The organism is Acidiphilium sp. PA, assembly GCF_026191915.1.
Taxonomy (GTDB): Bacteria; Pseudomonadota; Alphaproteobacteria; order Acetobacterales; family Acetobacteraceae; genus Acidiphilium.
Genome location: NZ_JAIMBY010000002.1, coordinates 493212 through 519291, shown reverse-complemented (window position 1 = coordinate 519291; position 26080 = coordinate 493212). Strand labels below are relative to the sequence as shown.

The 26080-nt window shown below is 61.5% G+C and carries 23 protein-coding genes and 1 tRNA gene; 11 read left to right on the top strand and 13 right to left on the bottom strand.

The features are described 5' to 3' along the window. Window positions 1-189: 189 nt before the first annotated feature. The 3 genes from AruPA_RS05985 to AruPA_RS05975 all read right to left on the bottom strand — a co-directional run bounded on the left by AruPA_RS05985 (window position 190) and on the right by AruPA_RS05975 (window position 6819). The gene (locus AruPA_RS05985; RefSeq protein ID WP_265635728.1) at window positions 190-2685 is read right to left on the bottom strand and encodes a TonB-dependent receptor; all 2496 of its coding nucleotides are present in this window, start codon (window positions 2683-2685) and stop codon (window positions 190-192) included. Between the two features lie 439 nt (window positions 2686-3124). Next, entirely contained in the window at window positions 3125-5647 is a 2523-nt protein-coding gene (locus AruPA_RS05980) for a TonB-dependent receptor (protein ID WP_265635727.1), read from the bottom strand. A 479-nt stretch (window positions 5648-6126) separates the two neighbouring features. Continuing rightward, on the bottom strand, window positions 6127-6819 hold the full coding sequence (locus tag AruPA_RS05975) for an energy transducer TonB (protein WP_265635726.1): 693 nt from the start codon (window positions 6817-6819) through the stop codon (window positions 6127-6129). Window positions 6820-6916: 97 nt separating this feature from the next. Here AruPA_RS05975 and AruPA_RS05970 point away from each other — a divergent pair, with 97 nt between their 5' ends. Next, window positions 6917-7090: a hypothetical protein gene (locus tag AruPA_RS05970; protein ID WP_265635725.1), complete on the top strand. Its 174-nt coding sequence runs from the start codon at window positions 6917-6919 to the stop codon at window positions 7088-7090. Here AruPA_RS05970 and AruPA_RS05965 read toward each other — a convergent pair. Continuing rightward, window positions 7075-7947: an ATP-binding protein gene (locus AruPA_RS05965; RefSeq protein ID WP_265635724.1), complete on the bottom strand. Its 873-nt coding sequence runs from the start codon at window positions 7945-7947 to the stop codon at window positions 7075-7077. The two genes, AruPA_RS05970 and AruPA_RS05965, sit on opposite strands and share 16 nt — an antisense overlap. Window positions 7948-8035: 88 nt before the next feature. Here AruPA_RS05965 and yajC point away from each other — a divergent pair, with 88 nt between their 5' ends. Beyond that, window positions 8036-8398 (top strand): preprotein translocase subunit YajC, encoded by a 363-nt coding sequence (yajC, locus tag AruPA_RS05960; protein ID WP_265635723.1) that lies wholly within the window; start codon window positions 8036-8038, stop codon window positions 8396-8398. Between the two features lie 47 nt (window positions 8399-8445). On the opposite strand, the gene AruPA_RS05955 is transcribed toward yajC, so the two are convergent. Continuing rightward, the gene (locus AruPA_RS05955) at window positions 8446-9051 is read right to left on the bottom strand and encodes a superoxide dismutase (RefSeq protein ID WP_265635722.1); all 606 of its coding nucleotides are present in this window, start codon (window positions 9049-9051) and stop codon (window positions 8446-8448) included. Between the two features lie 120 nt (window positions 9052-9171). Between AruPA_RS05955 and AruPA_RS05950 the strand changes: the two genes are divergently transcribed. The 5 genes from AruPA_RS05950 (at window position 9172) to AruPA_RS05930 (ending at window position 14000) form a co-directional block, all read left to right on the top strand. Next, window positions 9172-9894, top strand: a complete 723-nt coding sequence (locus tag AruPA_RS05950; protein ID WP_265635721.1) for a squalene/phytoene synthase family protein — start codon at window positions 9172-9174, stop codon at window positions 9892-9894. Between the two features lie 47 nt (window positions 9895-9941). Further along, window positions 9942-12674 carry a DNA gyrase subunit A gene (gyrA, locus tag AruPA_RS05945; protein WP_265635720.1) on the top strand — a complete coding sequence of 911 codons (2733 nt, stop codon included), beginning with the start codon at window positions 9942-9944 and terminating at the stop codon, window positions 12672-12674. Continuing rightward, on the top strand, window positions 12667-13197 hold the full coding sequence (gene coaD, locus AruPA_RS05940) for a pantetheine-phosphate adenylyltransferase (protein WP_265635719.1): 531 nt from the start codon (window positions 12667-12669) through the stop codon (window positions 13195-13197). Before gyrA ends, coaD begins: the two co-directional genes overlap by 8 nt. Then, window positions 13194-13757: a peptidylprolyl isomerase gene (locus AruPA_RS05935; RefSeq protein WP_265635718.1), complete on the top strand. Its 564-nt coding sequence runs from the start codon at window positions 13194-13196 to the stop codon at window positions 13755-13757. The genes coaD and AruPA_RS05935 overlap by 4 nt, the downstream gene beginning before the upstream one ends. A 167-nt stretch (window positions 13758-13924) precedes the next feature. Further along, a tRNA-Lys gene (locus tag AruPA_RS05930) sits at window positions 13925-14000 on the top strand. 66 nt (window positions 14001-14066) lie between these two features. Here the strand turns inward: AruPA_RS05930 and AruPA_RS21775 are convergent. Beyond that, entirely contained in the window at window positions 14067-14288 is a 222-nt protein-coding gene (locus AruPA_RS21775) for a tyrosine-type recombinase/integrase (protein WP_408858573.1), read from the bottom strand. On the opposite strand from AruPA_RS21775, the gene AruPA_RS05925 reads away from it, so the two are divergent. Beyond that, window positions 14235-14513, top strand: coding sequence for a hypothetical protein (locus AruPA_RS05925; RefSeq protein WP_265635717.1), 279 nt, complete (start codon window positions 14235-14237; stop codon window positions 14511-14513). The two genes, AruPA_RS21775 and AruPA_RS05925, sit on opposite strands and share 54 nt — an antisense overlap. A gap of 177 nt (window positions 14514-14690) precedes the next feature. Here AruPA_RS05925 and guaA read toward each other — a convergent pair whose 3' ends face one another. The 7 genes from guaA to gpmI form a co-directional block, all read right to left on the bottom strand. Continuing rightward, entirely contained in the window at window positions 14691-16250 is a 1560-nt protein-coding gene (guaA, locus tag AruPA_RS05920; RefSeq protein ID WP_265635716.1) for a glutamine-hydrolyzing GMP synthase, read from the bottom strand. 57 nt (window positions 16251-16307) lie between these two features. Next, the gene (locus AruPA_RS05915) at window positions 16308-16973 is read right to left on the bottom strand and encodes a dienelactone hydrolase family protein (protein WP_265635715.1); all 666 of its coding nucleotides are present in this window, start codon (window positions 16971-16973) and stop codon (window positions 16308-16310) included. 2 nt (window positions 16974-16975) lie between these two features. Further along, on the bottom strand, window positions 16976-17470 hold the full coding sequence (locus AruPA_RS05910) for an RNA pyrophosphohydrolase (RefSeq protein WP_265635714.1): 495 nt from the start codon (window positions 17468-17470) through the stop codon (window positions 16976-16978). Further along, a complete protein-coding gene (locus AruPA_RS05905; protein ID WP_265635713.1) occupies window positions 17467-18402 on the bottom strand; it encodes a divergent polysaccharide deacetylase family protein in 936 nt (311 codons plus the stop codon). Before AruPA_RS05905 ends, AruPA_RS05910 begins: the two co-directional genes overlap by 4 nt. Before the next feature lie 14 nt (window positions 18403-18416). After that, on the bottom strand, window positions 18417-19790 hold the full coding sequence (locus tag AruPA_RS05900; RefSeq protein WP_265635712.1) for a S41 family peptidase: 1374 nt from the start codon (window positions 19788-19790) through the stop codon (window positions 18417-18419). Between the two features lie 96 nt (window positions 19791-19886). Further along, window positions 19887-21008, bottom strand: a complete 1122-nt coding sequence (locus tag AruPA_RS05895; protein WP_265635711.1) for a murein hydrolase activator EnvC — start codon at window positions 21006-21008, stop codon at window positions 19887-19889. Between the two features lie 181 nt (window positions 21009-21189). Further along, on the bottom strand, window positions 21190-22722 hold the full coding sequence (gene gpmI, locus AruPA_RS05890; protein ID WP_265635710.1) for a 2,3-bisphosphoglycerate-independent phosphoglycerate mutase: 1533 nt from the start codon (window positions 22720-22722) through the stop codon (window positions 21190-21192). A 92-nt stretch (window positions 22723-22814) separates the two neighbouring features. Between gpmI and AruPA_RS05885 the strand changes: the two genes are divergently transcribed. The 3 genes from AruPA_RS05885 to AruPA_RS05875 are packed head-to-tail and all read left to right on the top strand — an operon-like array spanning window position 22815 to window position 25596. Further along, the gene (locus AruPA_RS05885) at window positions 22815-23588 is read left to right on the top strand and encodes a TatD family hydrolase (RefSeq protein WP_265635709.1); all 774 of its coding nucleotides are present in this window, start codon (window positions 22815-22817) and stop codon (window positions 23586-23588) included. Further along, window positions 23585-24385 carry an MBL fold metallo-hydrolase gene (locus AruPA_RS05880; RefSeq protein WP_265635708.1) on the top strand — a complete coding sequence of 267 codons (801 nt, stop codon included), beginning with the start codon at window positions 23585-23587 and terminating at the stop codon, window positions 24383-24385. The genes AruPA_RS05885 and AruPA_RS05880 overlap by 4 nt, the downstream gene beginning before the upstream one ends. Then, window positions 24382-25596, top strand: a complete 1215-nt coding sequence (locus tag AruPA_RS05875) for an aminopeptidase (protein WP_265635707.1) — start codon at window positions 24382-24384, stop codon at window positions 25594-25596. The genes AruPA_RS05880 and AruPA_RS05875 overlap by 4 nt, the downstream gene beginning before the upstream one ends. The last annotated feature ends 484 nt before the right edge of the window (window positions 25597-26080 follow it).

Below are 26080 nucleotides of genomic sequence, written 5' to 3'. Positions count from 1 at the left end.
CATGGAACGCTCGTCAAGCAGGTTTCCGCTTGCTTGGAAAGCAAAAACGCCAATAAAAAATGCCCGAAAAACTATGTCCGATGTGTAGTCAGACTTGAAATATTCAACACATTTTTAGCTGAGATTCATGCCGGATCGCACAACGGGGCCGCGCATGACGCGACCCCGTGTGACAAGCCAGGCAGACGATCAGAACTTCGCCGACACGCTCGCGAAGATGGTGCGCGGCGGGCCGTAGAAAGCCGCTGCGTATGGCGACGTCGCGAGGAACCCGGTCGGGCTGTTACCCGAGATCTGCTGATACACGTTGTAGAAGTGGTTGTAGTAATTCAGACCGAGCAGGTTCTTGACGTTGAGTGACAACGTCAGGACCTTGATGGACTGGAAGTGCACTGGCACATTGTATTTCAGCAACACGTTGAGTGTCAGGAAGCCCGGCAGCAGGAACGACTTGTTCGGCGCCGTTTGCAGGCCGTATTGAATGCCCGGAAAGCCCGAGGCAGGTTGCGCTGTTCCCGGAATATAGGCCGCATCGGTTGGGTTGTAATCGAACGTGGTATACTGCTGCCCGGTATACTGGCCGGCAATCCGCGCCGAATACGGGCCATCGTTATAAGTCACGCCGAAGTTACCCAGCCATGCGGGCGCCGATGTGACCGGATCGCCTTTGAAAGCATAACCGAACTGACCCTGGAACGGCGTTACGTTTGCTGCGTAGCTGTTCAGATAACGGGCCCTGTTGTAGGACGCATTACCAAACAAAACAACGCTCGGTGTCAGGCGATATTTACCAGATGCCTCGACACCACTGAACTGCTGTGCACCAACATTGATGTACGACGACAAGCCCGTGTTATAGTTCGTGAAGAACGAGAAAGCGCTGGTAATCTTTTGGTAGAAATAATCCGCTTTCAAGTACAGGTTCGGCGTGTCATAGCGCAGACCCGCCTGATAGGCATGAACAATTTCGGGTTTCGGTGCAGACGTCGAACTACCCGCTGAGCCCAGCGAATAATCCGTGGTCGGTGCGAAACGTGCGCCTTTGCCGTAACTGGCGAATGCGACCATGTTGTACGGCAACTGATAACTCACGCCGAGGTATGGCTCGGCCGTCTTGCCGTAATTCGCAAGCTTATAGCCCTGGGAGTGGAAATAGCTCAGGGGCACTTTGTTCGAGCTGTAGACACCGGTCAGGCTGATGCCCGGTTCAATCTGCAACTTGTTGTTCAGCAACTCGATCTTGTCAGACGCGAACACCGTGTAAATCGTGCGCTGTGCGCCGCCGCCCAATGCAAAAGAGTTATATCCGGCGATCTGGGGCATCGGATCGGTGCCATAGATGTACTGCGACCCTGCCGATGTTTCCTTGGCGAACAAGCCACCGACCGTGATGTTGTTGACACCCGCAAAAATATGAACGCGGGGCGTAAATCCGATGGTCGTCGTATGGTCGTTGGTCTGCGTCGCGTTGATGCCAGCATAGGCCTGGCCGAATACCGCCGAGGGGTTGTAGGTGAACAAGCCCGGCTTGTAGAAGGTGTTGCCGGGCCCGAAGTTGCTGGCGGTATAAAACTGCGACAGGGCCTGCCCATCGATACCATAGGGCTGGGCCGGGTTGTAAACGCTGGGGTTGAATGCCGGCGACAGATAATTGGTCTGGTCGCTCTCACTGTGGATGTAGAATACTTTCGCGCTGGCGATGACGTTCTGGTTGATATAGGTTTGGTCGCCCAGAATAACGGTCAGGTATTTATCGTTCTGACGGTTATACGTATCTGATTTCGGAAAGTTGAAGCTGGCGCCGTTCTGCTGCAATTCCGGCACCGGTAGCGGTGAGGTGAGCACATACCCTTGACCGCGATTGTAGATAACGTCGGCGGTAAGATGTGACAGACCGTCGTTGTATGGCTTGTCAAGTGCTAACAACAAATCGCCGTAGCGCGCATTGGTGTTATCGATGTAGCCCGCAGTATAGGATTGGGTATAGCGCAAGAGGGCGCGGACGCCATCGATTTGATTTTTGTAGGCACCGGTGTTCAGCTCAATTCCGATGTGGCTGGTATCAAACGATCCATAGCCGGCAAATATCTCAGCGCTCGGCTTTGAACTCGGTTTTTTCAGTGTGTATGCGATGGTACCGCCGATCGTCGCAAAACCTTGCCGGTTTGGCGGGGCAACGCCGGGGTACACGGCCGTATTGGAAATCTGCCCCAGAGTGACCGGTGAGCCGACATTGTTATTCAGGAATGATCCCTGGCCACCCGAGAGTAGATCCTGCAACGGAATGCCGTCGAGTGTTTGAGCCAGCTGACTGTTACGAACGCCACGAATCGTCAGAACCGGAACCGCCTGGCCAAGGCCCTGCTGGTATTCGTTCACCGAAGGCGTCTGTTTCAAAAGGCTCTGGATGGAGCCGCTCGGGCCTTCTGCCTCGATCTGATGTTTGTCGATGAAAGATACCGCGGCTGCGATGTTCTTTTCCTTGAGCAGGAGGCGATGATAAATCTTGCGGATCTTCGCAATATGAACTGCCTGTGCGCTCGGCGTGCCGGTGCCGGTCGGCAAAATCGGCGTGGCACCGGTGTCCGGTGTGCTCGGTACAATAATCGGGGCGGGGGCACTTTGCGCCCAGACCCGTGCTGAAAACACCATGCCGCTCGCAACAGAGCAGGCGGTGATCAGCAAAATTCGCTTGCGCGATGTTCCCACTTGCATAGACAACTCCCAGGGCCCCGATGGACCATTGAAACCAGTTCCCGGCGCGCATCGCATGGCACGATGAGCGCGATTCAGAGGTGCGTATGTCGCATGGGCCGATTGCGGGTGCCAAGAGCGCCAAGCACGCGTTCCAAATATTTACGCAATCGTATCGGTACAATTTTCTATCGTATTGGTTGTCTTGCGGAACCATTATTGCCGTATTTCGCAAAATAACGGTCAAAAGTGCGTGTAACAAAAACGCCACACGACAATTTATTGCCGGGTTCAATCCGCGTTGCAAAAAAACTACACTGTCGGGATAGTTCAATCGGTAAAACTTCGCATCACCGAACTGCTAAAATTTTTTTGCAATTTGCAAAAAAAACCGGCCAGAAGGCCGGTTTTTTAGGCAAGATAGCAAATTTCAGAATCGTGCAGTCACGTTGAAAAAGATTGACCGCGGGATCACGTTGTAAGCGGAAGCGTAGGTTGGGGTGAGGGCGAACCCACCGTTCTGCGGCAGTTCGGCAGGGGCGAGAAAATAGTGCTGATAGGCGTGCAGCCCGAGCAGGTTTTGCACGTTGAGCGAGAACTTCAGGTACTGGAGATGATCGTAGCCATGCATCATTAGCTTGTAGCTAAGGAACATGTTCATCGTCAGGTAGGCGGGCAGGCGGAAGTGCGGAATGGGACCGTAGCCACCCAGCGAATTCGCGAGGTTGGCCTGAACAGAGGGCACGAAGGGAATGGTGGCGAGAGCCAATGTGCTGTTTGGACCAAGCGGCGAGATCTGCGGGGCGTTCGGCAGTTGCGGCGGCAGATCACCGGTGATGACCTGCTGGCCGGTGTAGTGGCCGGAGATGCGGGCCGAGTAAGGACCGTTCTCGTAGTCAAGGCCGAAATTGCCGGTGAAGTTCGGCACGGATGCCAGCGGATTACCCTTAAAGACATAGCCGAACTGGCCCTGGAACGGGGTGTCGTTGGCATAATATTGATCGAGGTAGTTCGACTGGTTGTGGGCGAAATTGCCGTAGAATTCGAGATTATGCGTCAGCTTTACCTTGGCCGATGCTTCCTGACCGCGGAATTGCTGTACGCCGATGTTGATGTTGGAAGACACACCGGTCTGGTAGTTGGTGTAGAAGGAGAAGGCACTCGTCAGTTTCTGGTAGAATTCGTCGACACTAAAGTAAAGATTAGGCGTGTCATAGCGCAGGCCGGCGGTATAGGCGTGGACGATTTCGGGTTTCGGCGCGCTGGTCGAACTGGAGACACCGCCGGATGAACTGGTGCCGAGCGAATAATCCGCGATCGGGGCGTAGCGCGCGCCTTTGCCGTATTCGGCGTAAGCGACGAAATTATGCGGCAGGTCGTAGGTGACGCTCAGATACGGGTCGGCCTGGCTGCCGAAATTGCTGAGTTTGTAGCCGCCGGTCGGGTTGGCCGCGCTGGTCTGTGTGTAGGAAAAGGCGGCGATGGTGCTGCTGTAGACGCCTGTGAGCGAAACACCGGGTTCGATATGCAGCTTGTTGTTCAGTAGGTTTATTTTGTCCTGCAGGTAGGTTGAATAGATCGTCCGCTGCGCGCCACCGCCGAAAGTAAACGAGTTGTAGCCGATCTGCTCGGGCATCGGGATCGAACCGTAGACATAGGTGGCACCGCCAAGCGCCATTTCCTTGGTAAAGATACCGCCGACCGTGATGTCGTTGTGTGGCAGAAAGATGTTGATGCGCGGGGTGAAGCCGACGGTCTGGGTGCCACCGGTGCTGATTTCAGCCGACTCACCGTTCGTGTAGCTGCCGAACGAGGCGACTGGATCATAGGTGAAGTAACCGGGCTTGTAGTAGAAATTGCCGGGGCCGAAGTTCGGGCCATACGCGAAATAGGGCACCTGGAAAGTGACCTGATATGGGAAGGCCGGATTGTAGGCAATTGAATTGCCTTGCTGATAGCTGGTGAACTGGGTGGGCTGGCGCAGATAGAACAGGCTCGCGCTCAGAATGAGGTGGGAGTTGATGTAGGTGGTGTCGTGGAGGATCGCGGTGAGGTATTTGTTGTTCTGCCTTGTGTAGGTCAGCGAATGCGGGAAATTGTAGCTGTAGCTGTTCTGGTTGATTAGCGGTACCGCGAGAGGCGCGGTCACTATATAGCCATCCGCGCGGTTATAGATGACTGTGGCGGAGATGTGTGAGAGGCCTTCGTCGTAGGGTTTTTCAACCTCGAACAGCATGTCGCCGGAGCGGATCGAGTTTTTATCCGGGAAGCCTTCGGTGTACGATTGATTATAGCGCAACAGAACGCGGGGTGCATCGATGCCGGCGCCGATATTGCCGGTGTTGATTTCGAAGCCGGCGTTGCTGGAGTCAAAAGAGCCGATGCCGCCGAATACTTCGGCATAAGGGTGAGCGGTGGGTTTTTTGGTCTCATAGGCGATGGTACCGCCAACGGTAGCGAAACCCTGGCGGTCCGGCGGTGCGACACCGGGATAGACGGTGGTGCCGCCGAGCTGGCCAAGGGTGACGGGGGAGCCGACGTTGTTGCTGAGGAATGCGCCCTGGCCGCCGGAGAGCAGGTCCTGAAGGGGCACGAGGCCGTTGAGGGTTTCGGCGAGCTGGGAGTTGCGGACACCGCGGATTGTGAGTTCCGGCACACCCTGGCCGATGTTCTGCTGGTAGGAGTTGACCGAGGGAGTTTGTTTCAGCAGCGATTGGATCGAGCCGGTCTGGGTGCCTTCGGCGGCGATCTGCTTTGGGGTGATTACCGACACGGCAGTTGCGAGGTTCTTCTCCTTAAGCAGGAGCTCGTGGTAGATCTTTTTGATCTTCGCTATGTGAATTGCCTGTGCGTTCGGTGTGGTCATCCCGCCCGGAATGATCGGGCCCGCGCCGGTTTCTGGCACAATCACCGGCGCCGGCGCGGTTTGACCCCAAACCCGTGCCGAAAACACCATACCGGATGCAACGGAGCATGCGGTCCAAACGAATAATCGGCCATGACCCGATCGCAATTTTATCATTCAAAGCTCCCAGTTGATCAGAGGACAGACGCCCAGCCAAAAGCATTAAGCATGGCAGGTGCGCATATAATTTCTGGCTGCGGCGCTTTTGTATATGACTTTTTGGCCACATCAGACGGAACATTGAGGGATGCTGCGCATTATCAGGATGGGCGTCGTGACGGCTGACGCAGCTTGAAAGTTTCATTCATGTTTCACGTTTTCACAACAACAAAGTTCTGAAAAACTGTTCTTCTATGTAATTTAGTACACAAGCCGTGTCGTATCACAAAAATGTGAATATTGGTGAATTTTGGCGTTCTCCTCGAAATCGCTTAAAATTGCGGCCCGATACGTTAAAACAGCGTCAAGTGCATAAAAAAACCCCACCAGTGGTGGGGCTTCTTGTCGGTCATCGGATCTGAACGAGTCTACTGCTCAGCCTCGATTTCAATCGGCAGGGCGAACACCTTGTTCTGCGTTCCTGGGAACCCAGGGAAATGATAATGCAGGACCGTCTCCAATGCGGATTTGTCGATCAGCGGATTGCCGCTGCTCTTATAGATCGATGCCGAGACCAAATGCCCGCTCGGCGTCAATGTAAACTCGACATATGCTGTGCCGTGCAGGTTCAGCATCTTCATCGCCCGGCTGATCGGCACGTGCTGCTGCAGGGGTGCGCGCAGGCTGGCCGCGTAGGCGTTGAAGTTGAACGGCGGCTGGGCCGGCGCCGGCGGGGGGGCTGGTGGCGGCGGTGGTTTTTTGAGCGGCGGCGGTGGTTTGTGATGAATGATCACATGCTTGACCGGAACCGGGATTTTGGTCGGCCGCGGCGAAACATGCTGTATCACCGGGTGGATGATCGGCTTGGGGACCGGCACGGGGACCGGCGGTGGCGGCTTTGGCAGCGGCGGTGGCGGCTTCGGCCGCGGTAGGGTGACCATATGAACATAGGTGGTCGGCACTACCGGCTTGCTCACATGCGGCAAATGCGTGCCGGCATAGAAAATGCCGCCAAGCACCACCGCCATGACGGTGAGACTGACAATCGTGGCCCGTGGCAGGCCAAGTTCATCGGGTTCCCAAGGCGGCAGAGCGCCGTTCATCGTTGCACTATCCAGCATCAGCAGACTCTCCAGCCACGTCGTCGGTTGTAAATATGCCGCATCAGGCGTGATGCTCCATCATTATTCAGCGTGTGTAATCCGTTTGCCATACGCGATGTCAAGCAATGCGCGTGCCGAAATTTCCGTTGCGGCCAGCGCCAGGCGCAACCAAGGCGTGCTTCCGGCGGGTGGATTACACACCGATGACCATTCGATTGCCAAGACTTGCGTACAGGCTGGTCTCATCGCAACATTTGCAAATAATAAATTTTTTCAAGAGTCCCGCTGATCGAGGGCGATCGGGTGGCCCAGTCGGCCTGCCAAATCCTGGATGAACTGCCAGGCGACCCGCCCCGACCGCGCTCCCCTTGTCACCGACCATTCCACCGCCTCCGCCTGTAGCGTTGCCGCATCGATCGGCAGTGCGAAGCGTGCGGCGTACCCCTCGATCATCGCGAAAAAAGTGGATTGGTCGCAGTTGTGAAACCCGATCCAGATGCCGAACCGGTCCGATAGCGACACTTTTTCCTCGGTCGCCTCTGAAGGGTTGATGGCGGTGCTGCGCTCATTCTCGATCATGTCACGCGGCATCAAATGCCGCCGGTTCGAGGTCGCATAGAACAACACGTTCTCCGGACGCCCCTTGATCCCGCCATCCAGCACCGATTTCAATGCCTTATAGTCGGCATCCTCACGTTCGAACGAAAGATCATCGCACAATACCAGAGTTCTGCGTGATTGGGGCCGGATGATATCCAGCAGATCCGGTAATGTCGCGATATCCTCGCGGTGAATTTCAATCAGGGCCAGGCTTTCGGGTAATTCCGCATTCGCCGCCGCGTGCGCGGCCTTCACGAGCGAGGATTTGCCCATGCCGCGCGCGCCCCAGAGCATGGCGTTGTTGGCTGAAAAGCCGCGGGCAAACCGTACTGTGTTTTCGAGCAGGATCTGCTTTTGCCGATCGATCCCGCGCAACAAGCCGATATCGACGCGTGAAACACGCACCACCGGTTCCAGCACGCGGCGTGCCGGATGCCAGACAAACGCATCATGCCCGTATACTGAGGGTGGGGCAGGGGGCGGCGGGGCCAGGCGCTCCAGCGCTGCGGTGATGCGGGCGAGCAGATCAATGGTCGTTTCGTTCATCGGGGTTCCTGACTTGACGCGGCGGGTCGGCAAACTATGGTCCCGCGCGACGCAGGACAACCATCGACTTCATATCAGGATACCACGCATGTTCATTGCTACCGCCTATGCCGCCGACGCCGCCCCTGCCGCTGGCGGTATGTCGGCCATTTTCAGTTTCGCGCCGCTCGTTCTCATCGTTATCGTGTTCTACTTCATTCTCATCCGGCCGCAGCAGCAGCAGGCCAAGGCCCTGAAGGGGCGGTTGGCCGGCATCCGGCGCGGGGACAAGGTGGTCACGGGCGGGGGTATCATCGGCCAGGTCGCCAAGGCGGCGGAAGGTGCTGAGGAAATTGAGGTCGATATTGCGCCGAACGTGCGCGTGACGGTGCTGCGCAGCACGGTTAGCACGGTGCTGACCGAAACCAAGGCGGACGCCAAAATCGCTGAAGTCAAGAAGCCGGCAAAGTAAGGCAGCGCTTCTTTTCTGATCGGAAAAGAAGCGCTTACCCAGCGTCGTTAACCCATCAGATGCTCAGCATAGGCATAATGGGCAATCTTATCGAGCCAGTTAGTCACGTAATCGGGCCGGCGGTTGCGGAAATCCAGGTAATAGGAATGTTCCCACACATCGATGCCGAGGAGTGCGGTGCCCTCTTTGGTGGCGAGCGGGTTGGAGCCATTCGGCGTCTTGGTCACCGCGAGCTTGCCGGACGGTGTCAGGATGAGCCAGGCCCAGCCCGAACCGAACTGCGTGGTGGCCGCGGTTTTGAACGCGTCCTTGAACTTGTCAACCGAGCCGAAATCCTCGATCAGCTTCGCCTCGAGCTTGCCGGGGATCTTGCCGCCGTCGGTCGGCGACATCGCCGGCCAGAACAGATTATGGTTCCAGTGCTGCCCGGCATTGTTGAACACCGGCGCCATATCGGCCTTGCCGTGGGTATGGTGGATGATCTCTTCGAGCGTCTTGCCTTGCAATTCCGCGTTCTTCTCAACGAAGCCGTTCAGCGCCGTTACATAGGCCTGGTGATGCTTGTCGTGGTGCAGTTCCAGCGTTTCCTGGCACATGCCGTGTGCAGCGAGCGCCGCGTGAGAATAAGGTAATGGGGGAAGTTCGAATGCCATGATGGCACCTCCGATCCTGGTTGGGATACTGTGTTCGTGCCGGCGCGCGAACCGCACCGGTTGCGTGCACGGTAGCTATGGTTCAGGCCGTGCCGCGTCAAGCTTCGATCGCGTTCGGCAATGACCGACGATGAACTGGCCGCTCTGGTTCGCCGCGCTGACCCAGATCGGTTTCTCGGCGCGATTTTCGCCCCGGCCCCGCACAGGCGCGATCTGCTGCTGCTTTATGCGTTCAACCACGAACTCGCCCGCGCCCGCGAAGTTGCCAGTACTGCGCCGCTCGCGCTGATCCGGCTGCATTGGTGGCGCGAAGTGGTCGAAGGTGCCGGGCGCGCGCACCCGATCGCCCGGCTGCTGCGGGATGCTTTGAACCGTCATGTGTTCGCGCCGGCCGATCTGATCGCGCTGATCGATGCCAGAGAGGCTGAAGCCGAGCCGATCCCCGATCTTTCCGCCTTCATGCGCTATGTGCGCGGCACGTCCGGCCGGCTTGCCGCGCTGGCCGGCGGACTGCTGGGCATCACCAACGATACCGAAGCGTTGGCGCTGGAATCCGTCGGCACGGGCTACGCCATCGCCCGCATCCTCGCCACGGCGGAGGCGCTGAGCCGGCATGGCCGCGATCTGTTACCGCAAGGGGGCATCGATTCGACCGCGCTGGCCCGGACCGCGGCCGGGTTGGTTTCGATCCGCCTGCCGCGCGCGGCCGCACCGATCGGGACGCTTGCAATCCTCGCCCGGCGCGATCTGTCCCGCCTGGCCCGTGGCAGACCGTCCAACGACCGCGGCATCGGCGACCGTCTTGCCGTGCTGTCGGGCCTGTTCATCGGGGCTTGGCCGTAGACGGTGGCGCACTCGCCCCCACACCCCGAAAATGATATGACACGGATATGACCGACCAATCCGATACCACTGAAGGCCCGCGCGGCCTCTCGCCCGTGACCATCGAGCAGGAAATGCGCCGTTCCTATCTCGATTACGCCATGTCCGTCATTGTTTCGCGCGCGCTGCCGGATGCGCGCGACGGGCTGAAGCCGGTCCATCGCCGCATTCTGTATGCCATGGCCGAATCGGGCAACACGCCGGACAAGCCTTATCGCAAATCGGCTCGCATGGTCGGTGAGGTGATGGGTAAATATCATCCGCATGGCGACTCCGCGATTTACGACGCCGCCGTCCGCATGGCGCAGAGCTTTTCGATGCGCGTGCGGCTGATCGACGGTCAAGGCAATTTCGGCTCGGTCGACGGCGATCCGCCGGCTGCGATGCGCTATACCGAAGCCCGCCTCGCGGATGCGGCAATGGCACTGCTCACCGACATCGACCGCGATACGGTCGATTTTCAACCGACTTACGACGAATCCGATTCCGAACCCCGCGTGCTGCCGGCCTCTTACCCCAATCTGCTGGTCAACGGCGGCAACGGCATCGCGGTCGGCATGGCGACCAACATCCCGCCGCACAACCCCACGGAAATCATCGACGCCACGCTGCATCTGCTCGAACATCCCGAAGCGACGCTCGATGATCTGATGAAAATCGTCCCCGGCCCAGATTTCCCGACCGGCGCGATGATTCTGGGCCGGTCTGGCATCCGGAGCGCCTTTGAGACCGGCCGTGGCTCCATCGTCATTCGCGCCCGCGCCGCGATCGAGGAGATCCGCAAGGACCGGCTAGCCATCGTGGTCAGCGAACTGCCGTATCAGGTCAACAAGGCCAATCTGCTCGAACGCATCGCCGAACTGGTCCGCAACAAGGAAATTGAAGGCATTTCCGACCTGCGCGATGAGAGCGACCGGGATGGCATGCGCATGGTGGTCGAACTCAAGCGCGATGCCACGCCCGAAGTGGTGCTAAACCAGCTTTACCGTTTCACCCAGTTGCAAACCGGCTTTGCCATCAACATGCTGGCACTCGATGGCGGTAGGCCGCGTCAGCTCGGCCTGCGTGATGCGCTCGATTGTTTCATCACCTTCCGCGAAGACGTCATTCTCCGCCGCGCCCGGTTTGACCTGAACAAGGCGCGTGACCGCGCGCATATTCTGGTTGGCCTCGGCATCGCGGTCGCCAACATCGACGATGTCATCGCCCTGATCCGCGCCGCCCCCGATGCCGCCGCTGCCCGCGCCGCGTTGATGGCGCGTGACTGGCCGGCCGGCGATGTCCTGCCGCTGCTTGCGTTGATCGACGATCACGGCAACCAGGTTACCGCGGCGGGCACCGTCCGCCTGACCGAAGCGCAGGCGCGCGGCATGTTGGAATTGCGCCTCCAACGGCTCACGGGCCTCGAACGCGACAAGATCCAGGCTGAATTGCGCGAAGTCGGCGAGAAAATCGGCGAACTGCTTGCGATTATCGGCTCGCGCCCGCGCCGGCTCGAAGTGATGCGCGAGGAACTCCATGCCGTGCGCGCCCGCATCGGCTCGCCGCGGATGACCAGCATCGAAGACAGCGTGGCCGACCAGGACGATGAAAGCCTGATCGAACCCGGCCAGATGGTTGTCACGATGACACGCGATGGGTTCATCAAGCGCACACCGCTCGATATGTTTCGGGCCCAGAACCGCGGCGGACGGGGCAGGGCGGCGGCCTCGATGCGCGGTGACGATGTGATTACCCGCAGCTTCAATGCGCATACCCATCAATTCGTGCTGTTCTTCAGCAAAGGCGGCAAGGTGTTCCGCGAAAAAGTCTGGCGTCTGCCGGAATCGGCGCCGGCGGCGAAAGGCCGCGCGATTGTGAATATCCTGCCCGAACTCAACGGCGATGCGGTCACCACCGTGCTGCCGTTGCCGCAGGACGAAACGCTGTGGAATGATCTCCACCTGGTCTTCGCGACCGCTTCGGGCAACGTCCGGCGCAACCGCCTGGCCGATTTCCGCAACGTGCGCTCCTCCGGCCTGATCGCGATGAAGCTGGATGAGGGCGATCATCTGGTCGGCGTCGCCACCTGTCGCGAGGGCGATGACGTGTTCCTCGCGACCCGCCTTGCCCGCTGCATCCGGTTTCAGATCACCGACGACACGCTGCGGGTGTTCGCCGGGCGCGACTCCAATGGCGTGCGCGGCATCCGGCTGGCGGCAGGGGATGAAGTCATTTCGCTCTCGGTCCTCCGCCATGTCGATGCCACGGTCGAAGAACGCGCCGCCTACCTGAAACTCGCCGCCGCCCAGCGCCGCAACGGTGAAGAGACCGAAGCCGAACCGACCGATCAGGGCGAAGTCGCTGATGAGATCACATTGACCGCCGAACGCGCCGCCCAGCTTGCCGAGCAGGAGGATATGTTGCTCACCGTCACGACCGGCGGCTTCGGCAAGCGCTCATCCGCCTATGAGTACCGGGTGACCGGCCGGGGCGGGCAGGGGATCACCAACATCACGCTGGCACCCCGCAATGGTCGCGCCGTGGCGGCAACCTTTCCGGTCCGCGCCGGCGACGACATCATGCTGGTCACCGATCAGGGCAAGCTGATCCGCGCCCCGATCGATCAGGTCCGCATCACTGGCCGCCAGGCGATGGGTGTCACCCTGGTGCGCGTCGACAAGGACGAACAGGTCACCAGCGTGTTCCCGGTGATCGACGATGGCGAGGATGCCGAGGGGAGCGATGTCGACAATGTCTGATCGCCCCCGCTCCGAGCGCACGGGCCTGACGGGCCTGTACCCTGGTACGTTCGATCCGATCACCAACGGACATATCGACATCATCAGCCGCGCCGCCTCGCTGTGTGCGCGCCTGGTCATCGGCGTTGCGCGCAATGCCGGTAAAGGACCGCTGTTTCCGAGTGACGAACGGGTCGAACTGGTCCGCGCCGAAATCGAGCCGATCGCTGCGCGCACCGGTACGATCATCGAGGTACGCGCGTTCGATTCGCTGCTGATCGCCTTTGCAAACGAGCTTGGCGCGCATGTGATCGTCCGCGGGTTGCGCGCCGTATCCGATTTCGACTACGAGTTCCAGATGGCCGGTATGAATGCCCGGCTCGACCAGAGTATCGAGACGATCTTCCTGATGGCGAGCGAACGGCAACAGTTCATTTCGTCACGCTTCGTTAAGGAAATCGCTCAACTGGGCGGCGACATATCGAGCTTCGTGCCAAAATTGACCTTGGAGAGAACCCTTCGCCGGGTTGGCAGAACCACATGATTACACGACGTACCCTGACACGCACCACCCTGGCCGCCGCGGCGGTTTCACCTTTTGCTGGAGTTCTTATGTCCGAGACTGCTGCTGCCGCCGATCTCGCCAACACGATCTATCTGACGCTGCCTTTCGGCCGCGTTACCATCGTTCTGCGCCCCGATCTGGCGCCGAAAACCTGCGCCCAGATCAAGACGTTGACCGGACAGGGGTTTTATAACGGCTGCGAGTTCTTCCGCGTCATCGCCGGCTTCATGGCGCAGACCGGCGACCCGTCGAACACCGGCACCGGTGGCAGCCCGCTGCCCAATGTGCCTGCCGAATTCACCACGAAAGCCAGTTTCCTCACTGGCGCGCTCGGTATGGCCCGGACCAACGACCCCAACAGTGGCAACAGCCAGTTCTTTATTTGCTTTGCGCCGGCAACCTTCCTCGACGACAAATACACCCTGTTCGGCCAGGTGACGGAAGGGATGGAATTCGTCGATCAGATCAAAAAGGGCCAGGGACAGAGCGGCCGTGTGACCGACCCGACCAAGATCATCAAGATGGAGCTTGCGGCCTGAACCTGTTTGCCAAATGTAAAGCCCAGCCGATTTCATGGCTCCGTTGCAAACCGAAACGGCGGAACGCGGCGTGGCACGGATCGGCTGGGCTTGACGAACCGGCCAAGACTTGGTCATTGCAGCGTTACCGCGACGGCGTCGTTTCGCGGTACATCCTGTTTTGGTGAGAGCCTGTAGCTCAGCTGGTAGAGCACGAGACTTTTAATCTTGGGGTCGAGGGTTCGATTCCCTCCGGGCTCACCAAAATTTCAAAGGGTTATGTGGCGTAACTCTCGGATGCGGACTTATGGTTTCCACTGGTCTCGTGTTTCAGGGAAATAACCAACCGGCCATTGCTGAACGCGCCAGCAGTTTTTGCGCTGCGCCCGGGGTGTAATGGGACGCCATCGCAATCGGTTTGTGCCCGGTGATCGCTCTGATCGCGTCTACGGTGGCGCCGCTCCCGGCTAGCCATGACGCCACCGAGTGCCGCAGCCCATGGAAATACAGATCTTCGGGACGCTCCAGCCGCCTCCGGGTTGCGATGAACACATGCTTGAAATGGTCCGTTATCCACCGTCGATCGGACTGACGAATACAAATCTACGCCGTGGTAGGTTGCAGTCTGTCGAGCGAGCGCCGCAGTGTGGGGTGCGCTGGGATGTGCAGTTCGACGCCGGTTTTCTGCTGCTGACTCACCTGGCGCTGCCTGATCCAATCGCCATCATGGTCCGTCCACGTCATCGCCAGGACATCGCCAGGCCGCTGCGCGCTTAAGAGGCCCACCAGCACGAGGCGGCTACAGGCCCGGACTGTGGCCCGATCATTGTCGCAATCGCAGCGACTGACCAGGCGCGATCCGACTCGGCAGCCACTTTTTTTCGCTAGATCGAGCTGGCCGGGTGATCGGTGCGCCAGCCGCGCTCGATTGCCTCGTTCATCAGAATGGCGAGATCATTCCCACTCGATGGTCCCAGGGGGTTTGCTGGTGATGTCGTAGGTGACGCGGTTGATGCCGCGGACTTCGCCGACGATGCGGCCGGCGACCCGGGTGAGGAACTGCATGTCGAAGGGGTAGACGTCGGCTGTCATGCCGTCGGTGCTGGTGACGGCACGGAGCGCGCAGGCGAAGTCGTAGGTGCGGCCGTCGCCCATGACGCCGACGCTGCGAACCGGCAGGAGGGCGACGAAGGCTTGCCAGATGGCATCGTACAGGCCGGCGGTGCGGATTTCCTCGAGGTAGATGGCGTCGGCCTGCTGGAGGATTTTGACTTTTTCGCGATCGACCGGGCCGGGGATGCGGATGGCGAGGCCGGGGCCGGGGAAGGGATGGCGGCCGACCAGGGTTTCCGGCAGACCGAGTTCGCGGCCCAGGGCGCGGACCTCGTCCTTGAACAATTCGCGCAAGGGTTCGACCAGTTGCATGCGCATCCGCGCGGGCAGGCCGCCGACATTGTGGTGGGATTTGATGACGGCACTCGGGCCGCCGGTGACCGAGACGCTTTCGATCACGTCCGGATAGAGCGTGCCTTGGGCAAGGAAATCGGCGCCGCCGAGTTTGACGGCTTCCTGTTCGAACACGTCGATGAACAGGCCGCCGATGATCTTACGTTTTTGTTCGGGGTCCGAGACGCCTTCGAGGGCGGCGAAGAACAGGTCTGACGCGTCGCGGTGGATCAGCGTGATGTTGAAACGGTCGCGGAAGACGCGGATGACATCGTCGGCCTCGCCGGCACGGAGCAGCCCGTGGTCGACGAAGATGCAGACCAGTTGATCGCCGATCGCTTCGTGGATCAGCGCCGCGGCCACCGAACTGTCGACGCCGCCGGACAGGCCGCAGATGACGCGGCCGGTGCCGACCTGGGCGCGGATTTTGCCGCGCGCGACATCGCGGAAGTTGGCCATGGTCCAGCCCTTCGAGAGGCCGCAGACATTGTGCACGAAATTCGCCAGCAGCTGAGCCCCGTGCGGCGTGTGGATGACTTCGGGGTGGAACATCAGGCCGTAGAAACGCCGGGTATCGTCGGCGATGACGGCGAAGGGTGCGCCGTCGCTGGCGGCGACCGTGCGGAAGCCGGGCGGCGGGGCGGTAATATGATCGCCGTGACTCATCCAGACCTGTTCGCGGCCGCCACGGGTCCAGGCACCGTCGAACAAGGTGCAATCATCGGTGATGTCGACGAAGGCGCGGCCGAATTCGCGGATATGGGCGCTGCTGACATCGCCGCCGAGCTGGGCGCACATCGTCATCTGGCCGTAGCAGATGCCGAGTACGGGCACGCCGGAGTCAAAGACGAGTTGGGGTGCGCGGGGCGAGTTTTCATCGCTGACGCTGGCCGGGCCGCCGGAGAGGATGAACCCGCGCGCTCCGAATGCCGCGATACGGGCGGGATCGGCATCGAAGGGCCAGATTTCGCAATAGACCCCGGCCTCGCGCAGCCGGCGCGCGATCAGTTGCGTCACCTGGCTGCCGAAGTCGAGGATCAGAATCCGTTCGTCGGTCAGCTCATTCATGGAGCGTCATGAGCATGACCGGCGCGGTGTTTCAATAGGTGAAGGTCCGATCGGGGGTCAGACCAGATGTTCGGCGAAGAAGGCGAGGCTGCGCTCTTCGGCGAGCTTGTTGGCCTCTGCGTTGAAGCTCGCCCGCGCGTCGCAGCCGAAACCGTGATCGGCGCCCTCGTAGATGAAGACTGGAACCGCAGACTGGGAGGCCTTGATCGCTTCGACATCGGTAAGCGGGATACCTTTGTCGAGCGCGCCGAAATGCAGTTGCACCGGGCAGGCGATGGTCGCTTCCTTGGTCTGCACGATGCCGCCGCCGTACCAGCCGATCGCGGCCTTGAAGCTCTTGCTGCGGGTTGCACCCCACCAAGCGATGGTGCCGCCCCAGCAATAGCCGATGATCCCGGTCGGGCGCGGGCTGAGTTTTGCGGCGGTTGCCTCGATATCGAGCATGACATCGGCTTCGGCGATGGCGGCACGCAGTTCCAAGCCTTTTTTAATCCCTTCGGGCGTGTAGTCGAGCTCGACATTGCGTTCGGCGCGGTCGAACACCGCAGGGGAGAGCACGCGATAGCCGAAGCTTGCCAGGTGATCCGAGATTTCGCGCATGTGCCGGTTGACGCCGAAGATTTCCTGCACGACCACCAGCGCCCGTTGGGATGTTTCGTCGCCGGCGGCATAGGCGTGGAACTTATGGCCGTCGGCCGCGGTCAGTTCGATCATTTCACCCAAGATCAGTCTCCTTGCGGGGTTGCGAATGCGGCGAAATCGCGCGCGATGCGTTCATAGATGGGACGTTTGAACGGGACGGCGAGGGCGGGGATGGCGGCCAGATCGGTCCAGCGCCAGTCGATGAATTCGGGATTGGGATCGGCATCGAGCCGGATCATGGCGTCGGTGCCGGTAAAACGCAGGGCGAACCAGCGCTGGCGCTGGCCGCGATGGCGATTGCCCAGCTTGGCTGCGATATCGGGCGGGAAATCGTAGGTGATCCAGTCGGGGATTTCGCCGATGATGGCGGCTTCGGTGGTGCCGATTTCCTCGCCGAGTTCGCGCAGAACGGCGGTGCGCGGGTCTTCCCCGGCATCGATACCGCCTTGCGGTAATTGCCAAGGGTGGGTGAAGCTCGCCTGATACCCGGCGCGGCGCGCGACCAGAACCTGCCCCGCGCGGTTGAACAGGGCGGCCCCGACGTTGGGGCGATAGGGCAGGGTGGAGGGGTCGATCATCGCGATCCGGCGGGCAGGGCCAGCGCGCTGACCGGGACGAGGGCGATATGGGCCGCGGTGAGGCTCTTGCACCAGGCTGCCAGGGCGGCGATGGCCGGGCCGGTCGGTCGGTTGAGCACACCGAGCGCGTGGCCGTGGGCGAGCGCGATGGTGCCGAGGCGGTTTAGCGCGGCGGTTTCGGCAGCGATGCCCGTATCGGGGTCGATCACGACGTCCGCCACGCCAGTGACAACGCCGGGTGGTGGGGAAACGTTGGGGCTGGTGACGATCATGAAGACGCCGGCCCTGGCGAGCTGGTCCCCCAGCCAGGCGGCAGCATGTTGATGTTTCAGGAATAATTCCGGCACGGTCAGGCCGATTGTATCGGTGACGCCGGCGTAGCCTGCGGTGCGCGACAGAGCCCAGTCGAGCCGTTTCAGATTGTGCGATGCCGCCGAGCCGGCGCGCAGCGCATCGTCGCCGGCGGTGAAGGTGGGTTCGCCATCGACCTGCATCGGCAGGCCGATGATGGTTTCATGGCCGGCTGCGCGGGCGGTGGCGGCGATGGCTGCATCGTGCGGGGCGTAGGGCGACAAGGCGAGCGAGATCTGCGCGGGCAGATCGTGCACTGCGGCAAGGCTCGGCGTCAGGGCGTAGCCGATGCCGGCGATCATGATCGCGACGCGCGGCTGATCGGCCGCCGCGGTGGAACGGGCCGCGTAATAATGCATCGGGGTAACGCCGTAGGGACCTGGATGCGGGATTTTCCACGCCGGATCGACGCTGGAGGCCGCCTGAAGCATCGGGCTCGGCGCGGGTATTCCATTGCCACGCGCGGCAAGCGCCGGGACTGATTTGATCGGGCCCAGATATTGCAAAGCGGCAACGCCGATCACGAAGACAGCCGCAACGCACCCCCAGAACAGTTTGAGTGAGGTGGGTACGCGCGGCATGGCCGGAAGGGAGATCAGTGTGCTGCGTCCGCCTGGCTGGATGCACCCTGCCGGGCCATGGCGCGCGCGAGTTTCAGCGCCATCTGCAACTGATAGTCGGTTGCGGGTTTCTCAGGGTCGAGCTTCGGCCAGCCGACCGGCGGCCGCGGTGCGATGGTTTTGGCCATGGCGGGAAGCACCAGCTTTGGCGGCAGGATCGGCGCCTTCATGCCGGACGGGTTGTGGAACGCGTTCGGCATGTTGGCTTCGCGGATTTTCGGGAATTGATCCTTCGGGTTGCGGCTCTCGTGCACGACCACATCCGGCTGCACGCCGTAATCCTGAAGTGATTTGCCGGACGGCGTGTAGTAGAGGGCGGTGGTCAGCCGCAGTGCACCGTGGTCCGGGATGGTGAAGATGGTCTGCACCGAGCCCTTGCCGAAGGTGCGCGTGCCCATGACGACCGCGCGGCGGTTTTGTTGCAGGGCGGCGCTGACGATTTCGGCTGCGGAGGCGGTGCCGGAATTGACCAGGATGACCAGCGGTGTGTGTTTGACCAGCGTATTGTCCGGATGAGCGTACCAGACTTCGTCATCGGAGCTGTGGCGGCCGTGGGTCGAGACGATTTCGCCGGTCTGCAGGAAATCGTTGGCGACCGCGATACCCTGGTTGAGCAGACCGCCGGGGTTGTTGCGCATGTCGAGCACATAGGCATCGACATGGCCGTGGCTTTCACGGCGGAGTTTGCGTACGGCGCGGCGGATGTCGCGGCTGGCGTTTTCGGAGAAGCTCGCGAGCCGCATATAGCCGATCTTGCCGTAGAGCTTGTCCTTGACCGCCTGGACATGGATGGTTGCGCGCGTGAGGGTATCGACGATGGGCTTGTCGACTCCGGCACGCTTGATGGTCAAGGTGATCTTGCTGCCCGGCGGGCCGCGCATCGCGGTCACGGCCTTGTCGAGCGTGAGGCCGACCATCGGCTTGCCGTCGATCCCGACGATGAGATCGCCGGGTTTGATGCCGGCCTTGGCGGCGGGCGTGCCATCGATCGGGCTGATCACCTTGATAAAACCGGCGGCCTGCGACACTTCGAGACCAAGGCCGCCGAACTGACCGCTGGTTTCGGCCTGCATGTCCTGGTACTGCCGCTTGTTCATGTAGCCGCTGTGCGGATCGAGCCCGGCCAGCATGCCGTTCATGGAATCGTAGATGAGTTTTTTCGACGGTTCCGGCATCACATAATCGGCCTTCACCCGCTGGAAGATATTCTCGAACAGGCCGAGTTGCTGATAGGTGTCGCTGCCGGCCGGCGCATCGGCCAGCGCGCCGCGCACCACCGGGGCGATGATGCCGATTCCGACACCGGCAATAAAGGTGCCGGCGATCAACAAGCTGGTCCGAAACTTCATCCGCGCCATCCTTTTGCCACGCCCGATCTCCTGTGCCTCAACCAATAATGCGCCCTGACCGGAAGTCCAGTACCGGATTTCGCGCCGTCCCGAAACCTACGTGCCGGCGCCGAAATGACCGGCGGGGTCGATCGCGGTGCCGTGTCGGCGCAGTTCCACATAAAGACTTGGCTGATTGCCTGGGTCGTGCAGATCGTATCGTGCCATGCTGCCTACCGGTTGACCAGCCCGGACCGATTGACCGACGCTGACCGAAAACCGCTCGAGCCCGGCCATCACGAAATCGTATCCGCCGCCGCAATCGAGAATGATCAACTTGCCGTAACTCTCGAACGGTTTGGCAAAGACGACCTGGCCGGTACAGGCGGCGCTGACCACGCCGCCTGGCGATGCCGCAAACGTGTCGCCGGTTGCCGGGCCCGCCGCGGTCGGCGCGCCGAAGGCACGGATCAGCCTGCCGGCCACCGGCGCGCCGCGGAGCGGCTGCGGCAGGACGCCGCCCGGTGCGGGCAAACGCGCGGCGGCGGCCTGCGCGCGGGCCTTAGCCGCCCTACGCCGATCGCTTTCCAATCGGGCGATCACGCCGACCAGATCATGCGCATGTGCTGCCGCGATGTTCGCTGCACGCTGTTCCGCGGCGTGCCGGGCGATCGATGCGGCTTGTTCGGCGCTAACCTTCGCAATATCCCTCTGCAGAGCGGCATCACTTGCCTGCTGGGTCGTGATGGCCTGGGTCAGCGCCGCCTGCTGGGCGCTGAGGTCGGCGGTCAGTGCGGCGTAGCGACGCCGGGCCGCGCGCAAGGCGGTTGCACGGGCGCCGATTTCGCGGGTCAGCCCCTGCATCACGAGCGCGCCCTCCGCCGCGCGGCCGGGTGCGGCATCCGCGGCCAGCAAGGTCGCGGCCGGGTGCAGGGCGAGCCGCGCCATCAACGGCAGCAACGGCGCGATGGCCGCCGAATCGGCCTGTAATGCCGAACGGGCTGCGTGTGCCTGGCGCGTCAGATGGTCGAGCGTCCCGACGAGAGCTGCCGTCGCGGTTTCATCGACGCGCAGGGCGGCGGCGGCCGCGACCTCGCGCGTCACCAGCGCCGCCTGCTGCGCCCGCGCCGCCGCCGTAGCACGCAACGCCGCCGCCGCGGCCGCCTGGTGCTGCTGCGCTGCCCGATTGTCCGCATCAAGCCGTGCGCGCGCCCGATCCAGCGACCCGGCGTGCGCCATGCCGGACAGGATGAGCAGTAGGGCGGCGAGTGGGGTTAAGCAGACAAGAAAACAGGCCAGGGGGCTTTGCCCCGTGGACCCCAACCAAAGGCGGAACCTTTGGAATCCAGTCGTTTTTGGTACGGGGAGGGCGGGCACGGGAGCCGGCACGGCAATCGCCTGGCCTTCTTCCTTGTCTGCGTCACCCCTCAATCGCAGCTGTCCCGATCAACGAGGTTCCGGTCATTTCAGCCGGTTGGGCGATGCCGAGCAGGGCGAGGATGGTGGGGGCGAGGTCGGCGAGGCGGCCGTCGTGCAGGGTGCTGCCTGGTGCCGCGCCGGCGAGCAGGACGGGCACGCGGTTGAGCGTGTGGGCGGTGTGGGGGCCGCCGGTTGCGGGGTCGCGCATCAGTTCACAATTGCCGTGGTCGGCGGTCACGATAAGGCTGCCGTGCCGGGCGGCGATGGCGGCGGCGATGCGGCCGAGACAGGTATCGACGGTTTCAACAGCCTTGACGGCGGCGGCGAGGATGCCGGTGTGACCGACCATGTCGGGATTGGCGAAGTTCAACACGATCAGGTCGAGTTCGCCGGTTTCAATGGCGGCGACGACTTTGTCCGTCAGTTCGGGCGCGGACATTTCGGGTTGCAGGTCGTAAGTGGCGACTTTGGGCGAGGGGACCATGATGCGGTCTTCGCCTTCAAACGGCGTTTCGCGGCCGCCGTTCAGAAAATAGGTGACATGCGGGTATTTCTCGGTCTCGGCGGCGCGGAGTTGGCGTTTGCCGGCGCGGGCGACGACTTCGCCGAGCAGGTTCGTCATCGGGTTCGGGGGGAACAGGCAGTGCATGAGTTTGTCGATATGGTCCGAATAGGGAACCATGCCGAGGGCGGCGGCGAATTTTGGGACCAGGGCGCGCGAGAAGCCATCGAAGCCGGGGTCGAGCAGGGCGGTGAGGATTTCGCGTACCCGATCGGCGCGGAAATTGGCGCAAAGCAGGCCATCGCCATCGCTGATGCCGGCATAGCCGGTCATGACGACAGGCTTGATGAATTCATCGGTGATGTCGGCGCGGTAGCTGGCACGCACGGCTTCGACCGGATCGGTCGCGGCGGTGCCGGCGCCATCGACCAGCAGGTCGAAGGCGCGTTCCACCCGCTCCCAGCGGTTGTCGCGGTCCATGGCATAGTAACGGCCGATGATGGTGGCGATTTCGGCGCCGGAGGGAATGGCATCGATCAGGGTTTGCAGACAGTCGGCACCGCTTTCGGGGGCGGTGTCGCGGCCATCGGTGATGGCGTGGATGAACACCGGCACGCCGGCATCGGCGATGAGGGTGGCGAGGGCGGCGACGTGACGTTGGTGGGCGTGCACGCCGCCCGGCGAGATCAGGCCGAGCAGGTGACAGGCGCCTTCGGATTGTCTCAGGGCGGCGATGAAGCGTTGCAGGTCAGGGTTCGCGGCCAGCGAGCCATCGGTAATGGCGGCATCAATGCGCGGCAGTTCCTGCATGACGACGCGGCCCGCGCCGATATTGGTGTGTCCGACCTCGGAATTACCCATCTGGCCGTCCGGTAGACCGACATCGTTGCCGCAGGTGCGCAGGAAGGCGTGGGGCGAGGCTTGCCAGAGGCGGTCGAAATTGGGCGTCTGCGCCAAGGCGACAGCATTGTCGGCGGGGTCTTCGCGCCAGCCGAAGCCATCGAGAATGGTCAGCATGACCGGATGTTTCATGAAGGTCTCCTGGACGGGCGGCGATGCGGTGCCGGCGGCGGGGCGCGTGGCGGCAGGTTCCGGTTGAGCGATCTGCGGTCTATATAACGGTCATGCTGATCGATTCCCATTGCCATCTGGATTATTTCACGGAAACCGAGCGGCCGGCGGTGCTGGCGCGAGCGGCGGCGGCAGGCGTGGGCGAAATGGTGACGATCGGCACCAGCCTTGCGCAGTCGCAGCAGGCCGTGGCGATGGCGGCGGCGGCCCCGAATGTGTGGGCCTGTGTGGGTGTGCATCCGCATAATACGGGCGGGGAGGGCGGTGTGCCGGCTGCCGAGACGATCGCAGCCTTGACGGTGCATCCCAAGGTGATCGGGATCGGTGAATCCGGGTTGGATTATTTTTACGACAGGGCGCCGCGCGACGTGCAGGCGGCGAATTTTGCAGCACATATCCGGGCGGCGCAGCTTACTGGCCTGCCACTTGCCATCCATGCCCGGGATGCCGATGAGGATATCGCATCGATGCTCGAGGCGGCTCACGCTGAGCAGCCGTTTGCGTTTGTACTGCATTGTTTTTCATCCGGCCGGGGGTTGGCCGAACGGGCTCTGGCGATCGGAGGGTATGTATCGTTTTCGGGGATTTTGACGTTTCCGAAATCGGACGAGCTGCGGGCGATCGCGCGGGATGTGCCAGCCGATCGCGTGCTGGTGGAGACCGATTCGCCCTATCTGGCGCCGGTACCGTTGCGCGGTAAGCGCAATGAGCCGGCCAATACGGTACATACGGCGCGCGTGCTGGCCGACGTGCTTGGGCTGAGCGGACCAGCACTCGCGGATTTGACCAGCCGGAATTTTCGCCGCCTGTTCACCAAGGCCGCATGAAGTTTCGCGTCACGCTGCTCGGGACCGGCGGTTCGGCGGGCTTGCCGCAGATTGGTGGCAGCGATGGTGCGGGCGATTGGGGGATTTGTGACCCTGCCGAGGCGCGGAATGCCCGGACGCGGGCCAGTGTCGTGATCGAGAGCGCGGCGGGACGGTTGCTGGTCGATACGGCGCCGGAACTGCGGTTGCAGTTGACCGCGCACCGGATCGGCCGGATCGATGCGGTGCTGTTTACGCATGCGCACGCCGATCATATCGCGGGATTGGACGAAGTGCGGATTCTGAACCGGATCCTGGACGCGCCGATTCCCGGGTACAGCGACGAGCGGACCTGGGCGGAGTTGATCCGGCGGTTCGACTATGCGTTCAAGCCGTGGCAGCCGCCAGGGTTTTTTCGGCCGGTGATCGATGCCCACAGGATCGCGCCCGGTGAAACGCACCGGATTTGCGGTCTGCCGCTCGGGATCATTGGACAAGATCATGGGTTTATCCCTTCGCTCGGTCTGCGGATCGGCGATTTTGCCTACTGCACCGATGTGATGCGGTTCGACGAGGCGGAGTTCGCGCGGTTGGCGGGGATCGATACCTGGGTCGTCGATTGTTTCACGCGCGGGCCGAAACATCCGACCCATGCCAATCTGGACCAGGTGCTGGCTTGGGTGGACGCGCTACGGCCGCGGCGGACGGTGTTGACGCATATGGGGCCGGACATGGATTACGCGGCGTTGCGGGCAGGGCTGCCGGCCGGCATCGAGCCGGGCTATGACGGCATGGTGATCGAAGGAGAGATAATGTGACGCATGACGAAAAGCTGGACCGGTTTGCCGAGATTGCCGTGAAGATCGGCGTCAATGTGCAGAAGGGGCAGGAATTGATCGTCAACGCGCCGATCGAGGCGCGGGCGCTGGTGCAGCGCATTGTCGCGCATGCCTATGATGCGGGTGCCACGCTGGTGGTGCCACTGTTCGCGGATGATGTGATCCAGCGGGCGCGATTTGTCCATGCGGACGAGGACAGTTTCGACTTCGCACCGGCGTGGTTGTACGAGGCGATGGCAAAATCGGTGGGCGATGGTGCGGCGGTGCTGACCATTGTGGGGTCGGACCCGATGTTGCTGGCGGGATGCGACCAGGCGCGGATCGGGCGGGCGCAGCGGGCGACGGCTGCGGCGATGAAGCCTGTTCGCAATCTGATCAGCAGTTTTTCCACCAATTGGTCGATCCTGTCGTTTGCAACGCCCGGATGGGCGGCCTCGGTGTTTCCCGATGAGCCGCGCGATGCGGCGGTGGCGAAATTATGGGATGCGATTTTCGCGGTCAGCCGGGTCGATCGATCCGATCCGGTGCGTGCTTGGCGGGACCATGCGGCGACGCTGCGGCGGCGCTGCGACGTGCTGAACGAGAAGCGCTTTGCCGCGCTGCAGTTTCGCGGGCCGGGGACGGATTTACGGGTTGGCTTGGCGGAGGATCATCGTTGGGCCGGTGGCTCGGTCGAGGCGCGTAATGGGACGGTGTGTCTGCCAAACATGCCGACCGAGGAAGTGTTTACTATGCCTCACAAAATGAAGGTGGAAGGCGTTGTTTCTGCAACAAAACCGCTGGTTAATGGTGGTGCGTTGATCGAAGGGATATGGGTCAGGTTCGAGGCCGGGCGCATCGTCGAGGCGCAGGCTTCGAAGGGGCAGGACGTGTTCCGAGCGCTGATCGGCACCGATGAGGGGGCGGCGCGATTGGGCGAGGTGGCGCTGGTACCGGAGGCTTCGCCGGTCGCGCAATCGGGGCTGATTTTCCGTAACACGCTGTTCGATGAAAATGCTGCCTGCCATATCGCGCTGGGCCAGGCCCTTTCGTTGAACATGGAAGGCGGGTGTGATGCGGCGCGCGGGGCGAACGAGAGTTTGATCCATGTCGATTGGATGATCGGATCGGGGCAGGTGGAGGTCGATGGCGTTACCATTGCGGGAGAAATCGAGCCTGTGATGCGAGCAGGGGCGTTTACGCTGGGGTGATTATCGCTGTAGCGGGTTATGGTGAGCGGTACACTGAAGGGTCACGTGATCCGGGACATCCCAACTCTGATCCATAACCCAATCCCGCCAATCCCACGCGTATGCAGCCGGACGTTGATCGGCCCAAATCGGTCGCTCGCGCGCGCCAAGTGCAGCTATGAATGCGAGGCGCCACAAGATTGGTATATCGTCAATCCAGATGTACTCACGTTGCCGGCTTGGGGTATGGACCGGCACGATTGCCAGCAGGGACCGTTTTGTGACCCGCCCTTCATGATTGAAACTAGCTGGAACCGTTGTGTTTTGCTGCATCATGATACGTAGCCGTTGTATGAAACGCCGTGAAAATTGGTATGCGCCAGCATCATGATGACCCCCTTAAGCTCGACGACCGCACACGATCGGTACACCGCACACGATCGGTACCAGGCTGTTTGAATTGATTTTGGGATTGGTATAGCGCGGTTTTTTATTATTAATCGTG

What these genes read in the sequence shown, in the direction of transcription:
- AruPA_RS05975 (WP_265635726.1), bottom strand. Translation starts at nt 6,819, where the DNA reads ATGCTGGATAGTGCAACGATGAACGGCGCTCTGCCGCCTTGGGAACCC.
- AruPA_RS05970 (WP_265635725.1), top strand. Translation starts at nt 6,917, where the DNA reads ATGTCAAGCAATGCGCGTGCCGAAATTTCCGTTGCGGCCAGCGCCAGG.
- AruPA_RS05965 (WP_265635724.1), bottom strand. Translation starts at nt 7,947, where the DNA reads ATGAACGAAACGACCATTGATCTGCTCGCCCGCATCACCGCAGCGCTG.
- yajC (WP_265635723.1), top strand. Translation starts at nt 8,036, where the DNA reads ATGTTCATTGCTACCGCCTATGCCGCCGACGCCGCCCCTGCCGCTGGC.
- AruPA_RS05955 (WP_265635722.1), bottom strand. Translation starts at nt 9,051, where the DNA reads ATGGCATTCGAACTTCCCCCATTACCTTATTCTCACGCGGCGCTCGCT.
- AruPA_RS05950 (WP_265635721.1), top strand. Translation starts at nt 9,172, where the DNA reads ATGACCGACGATGAACTGGCCGCTCTGGTTCGCCGCGCTGACCCAGAT.
- gyrA (WP_265635720.1), top strand. Translation starts at nt 9,942, where the DNA reads ATGACCGACCAATCCGATACCACTGAAGGCCCGCGCGGCCTCTCGCCC.
- coaD (WP_265635719.1), top strand. Translation starts at nt 12,667, where the DNA reads ATGTCTGATCGCCCCCGCTCCGAGCGCACGGGCCTGACGGGCCTGTAC.
- AruPA_RS05935 (WP_265635718.1), top strand. Translation starts at nt 13,194, where the DNA reads ATGATTACACGACGTACCCTGACACGCACCACCCTGGCCGCCGCGGCG.
- AruPA_RS05925 (WP_265635717.1), top strand. Translation starts at nt 14,235, where the DNA reads ATGGAAATACAGATCTTCGGGACGCTCCAGCCGCCTCCGGGTTGCGAT.
- guaA (WP_265635716.1), bottom strand. Translation starts at nt 16,250, where the DNA reads ATGAATGAGCTGACCGACGAACGGATTCTGATCCTCGACTTCGGCAGC.
- AruPA_RS05910 (WP_265635714.1), bottom strand. Translation starts at nt 17,470, where the DNA reads ATGATCGACCCCTCCACCCTGCCCTATCGCCCCAACGTCGGGGCCGCC.
- AruPA_RS05905 (WP_265635713.1), bottom strand. Translation starts at nt 18,402, where the DNA reads ATGCCGCGCGTACCCACCTCACTCAAACTGTTCTGGGGGTGCGTTGCG.
- AruPA_RS05900 (WP_265635712.1), bottom strand. Translation starts at nt 19,790, where the DNA reads ATGAAGTTTCGGACCAGCTTGTTGATCGCCGGCACCTTTATTGCCGGT.
- AruPA_RS05895 (WP_265635711.1), bottom strand. Translation starts at nt 21,008, where the DNA reads ATGGCGCACGCCGGGTCGCTGGATCGGGCGCGCGCACGGCTTGATGCG.
- gpmI (WP_265635710.1), bottom strand. Translation starts at nt 22,722, where the DNA reads ATGAAACATCCGGTCATGCTGACCATTCTCGATGGCTTCGGCTGGCGC.
- AruPA_RS05885 (WP_265635709.1), top strand. Translation starts at nt 22,815, where the DNA reads ATGCTGATCGATTCCCATTGCCATCTGGATTATTTCACGGAAACCGAG.
- AruPA_RS05880 (WP_265635708.1), top strand. Translation starts at nt 23,585, where the DNA reads ATGAAGTTTCGCGTCACGCTGCTCGGGACCGGCGGTTCGGCGGGCTTG.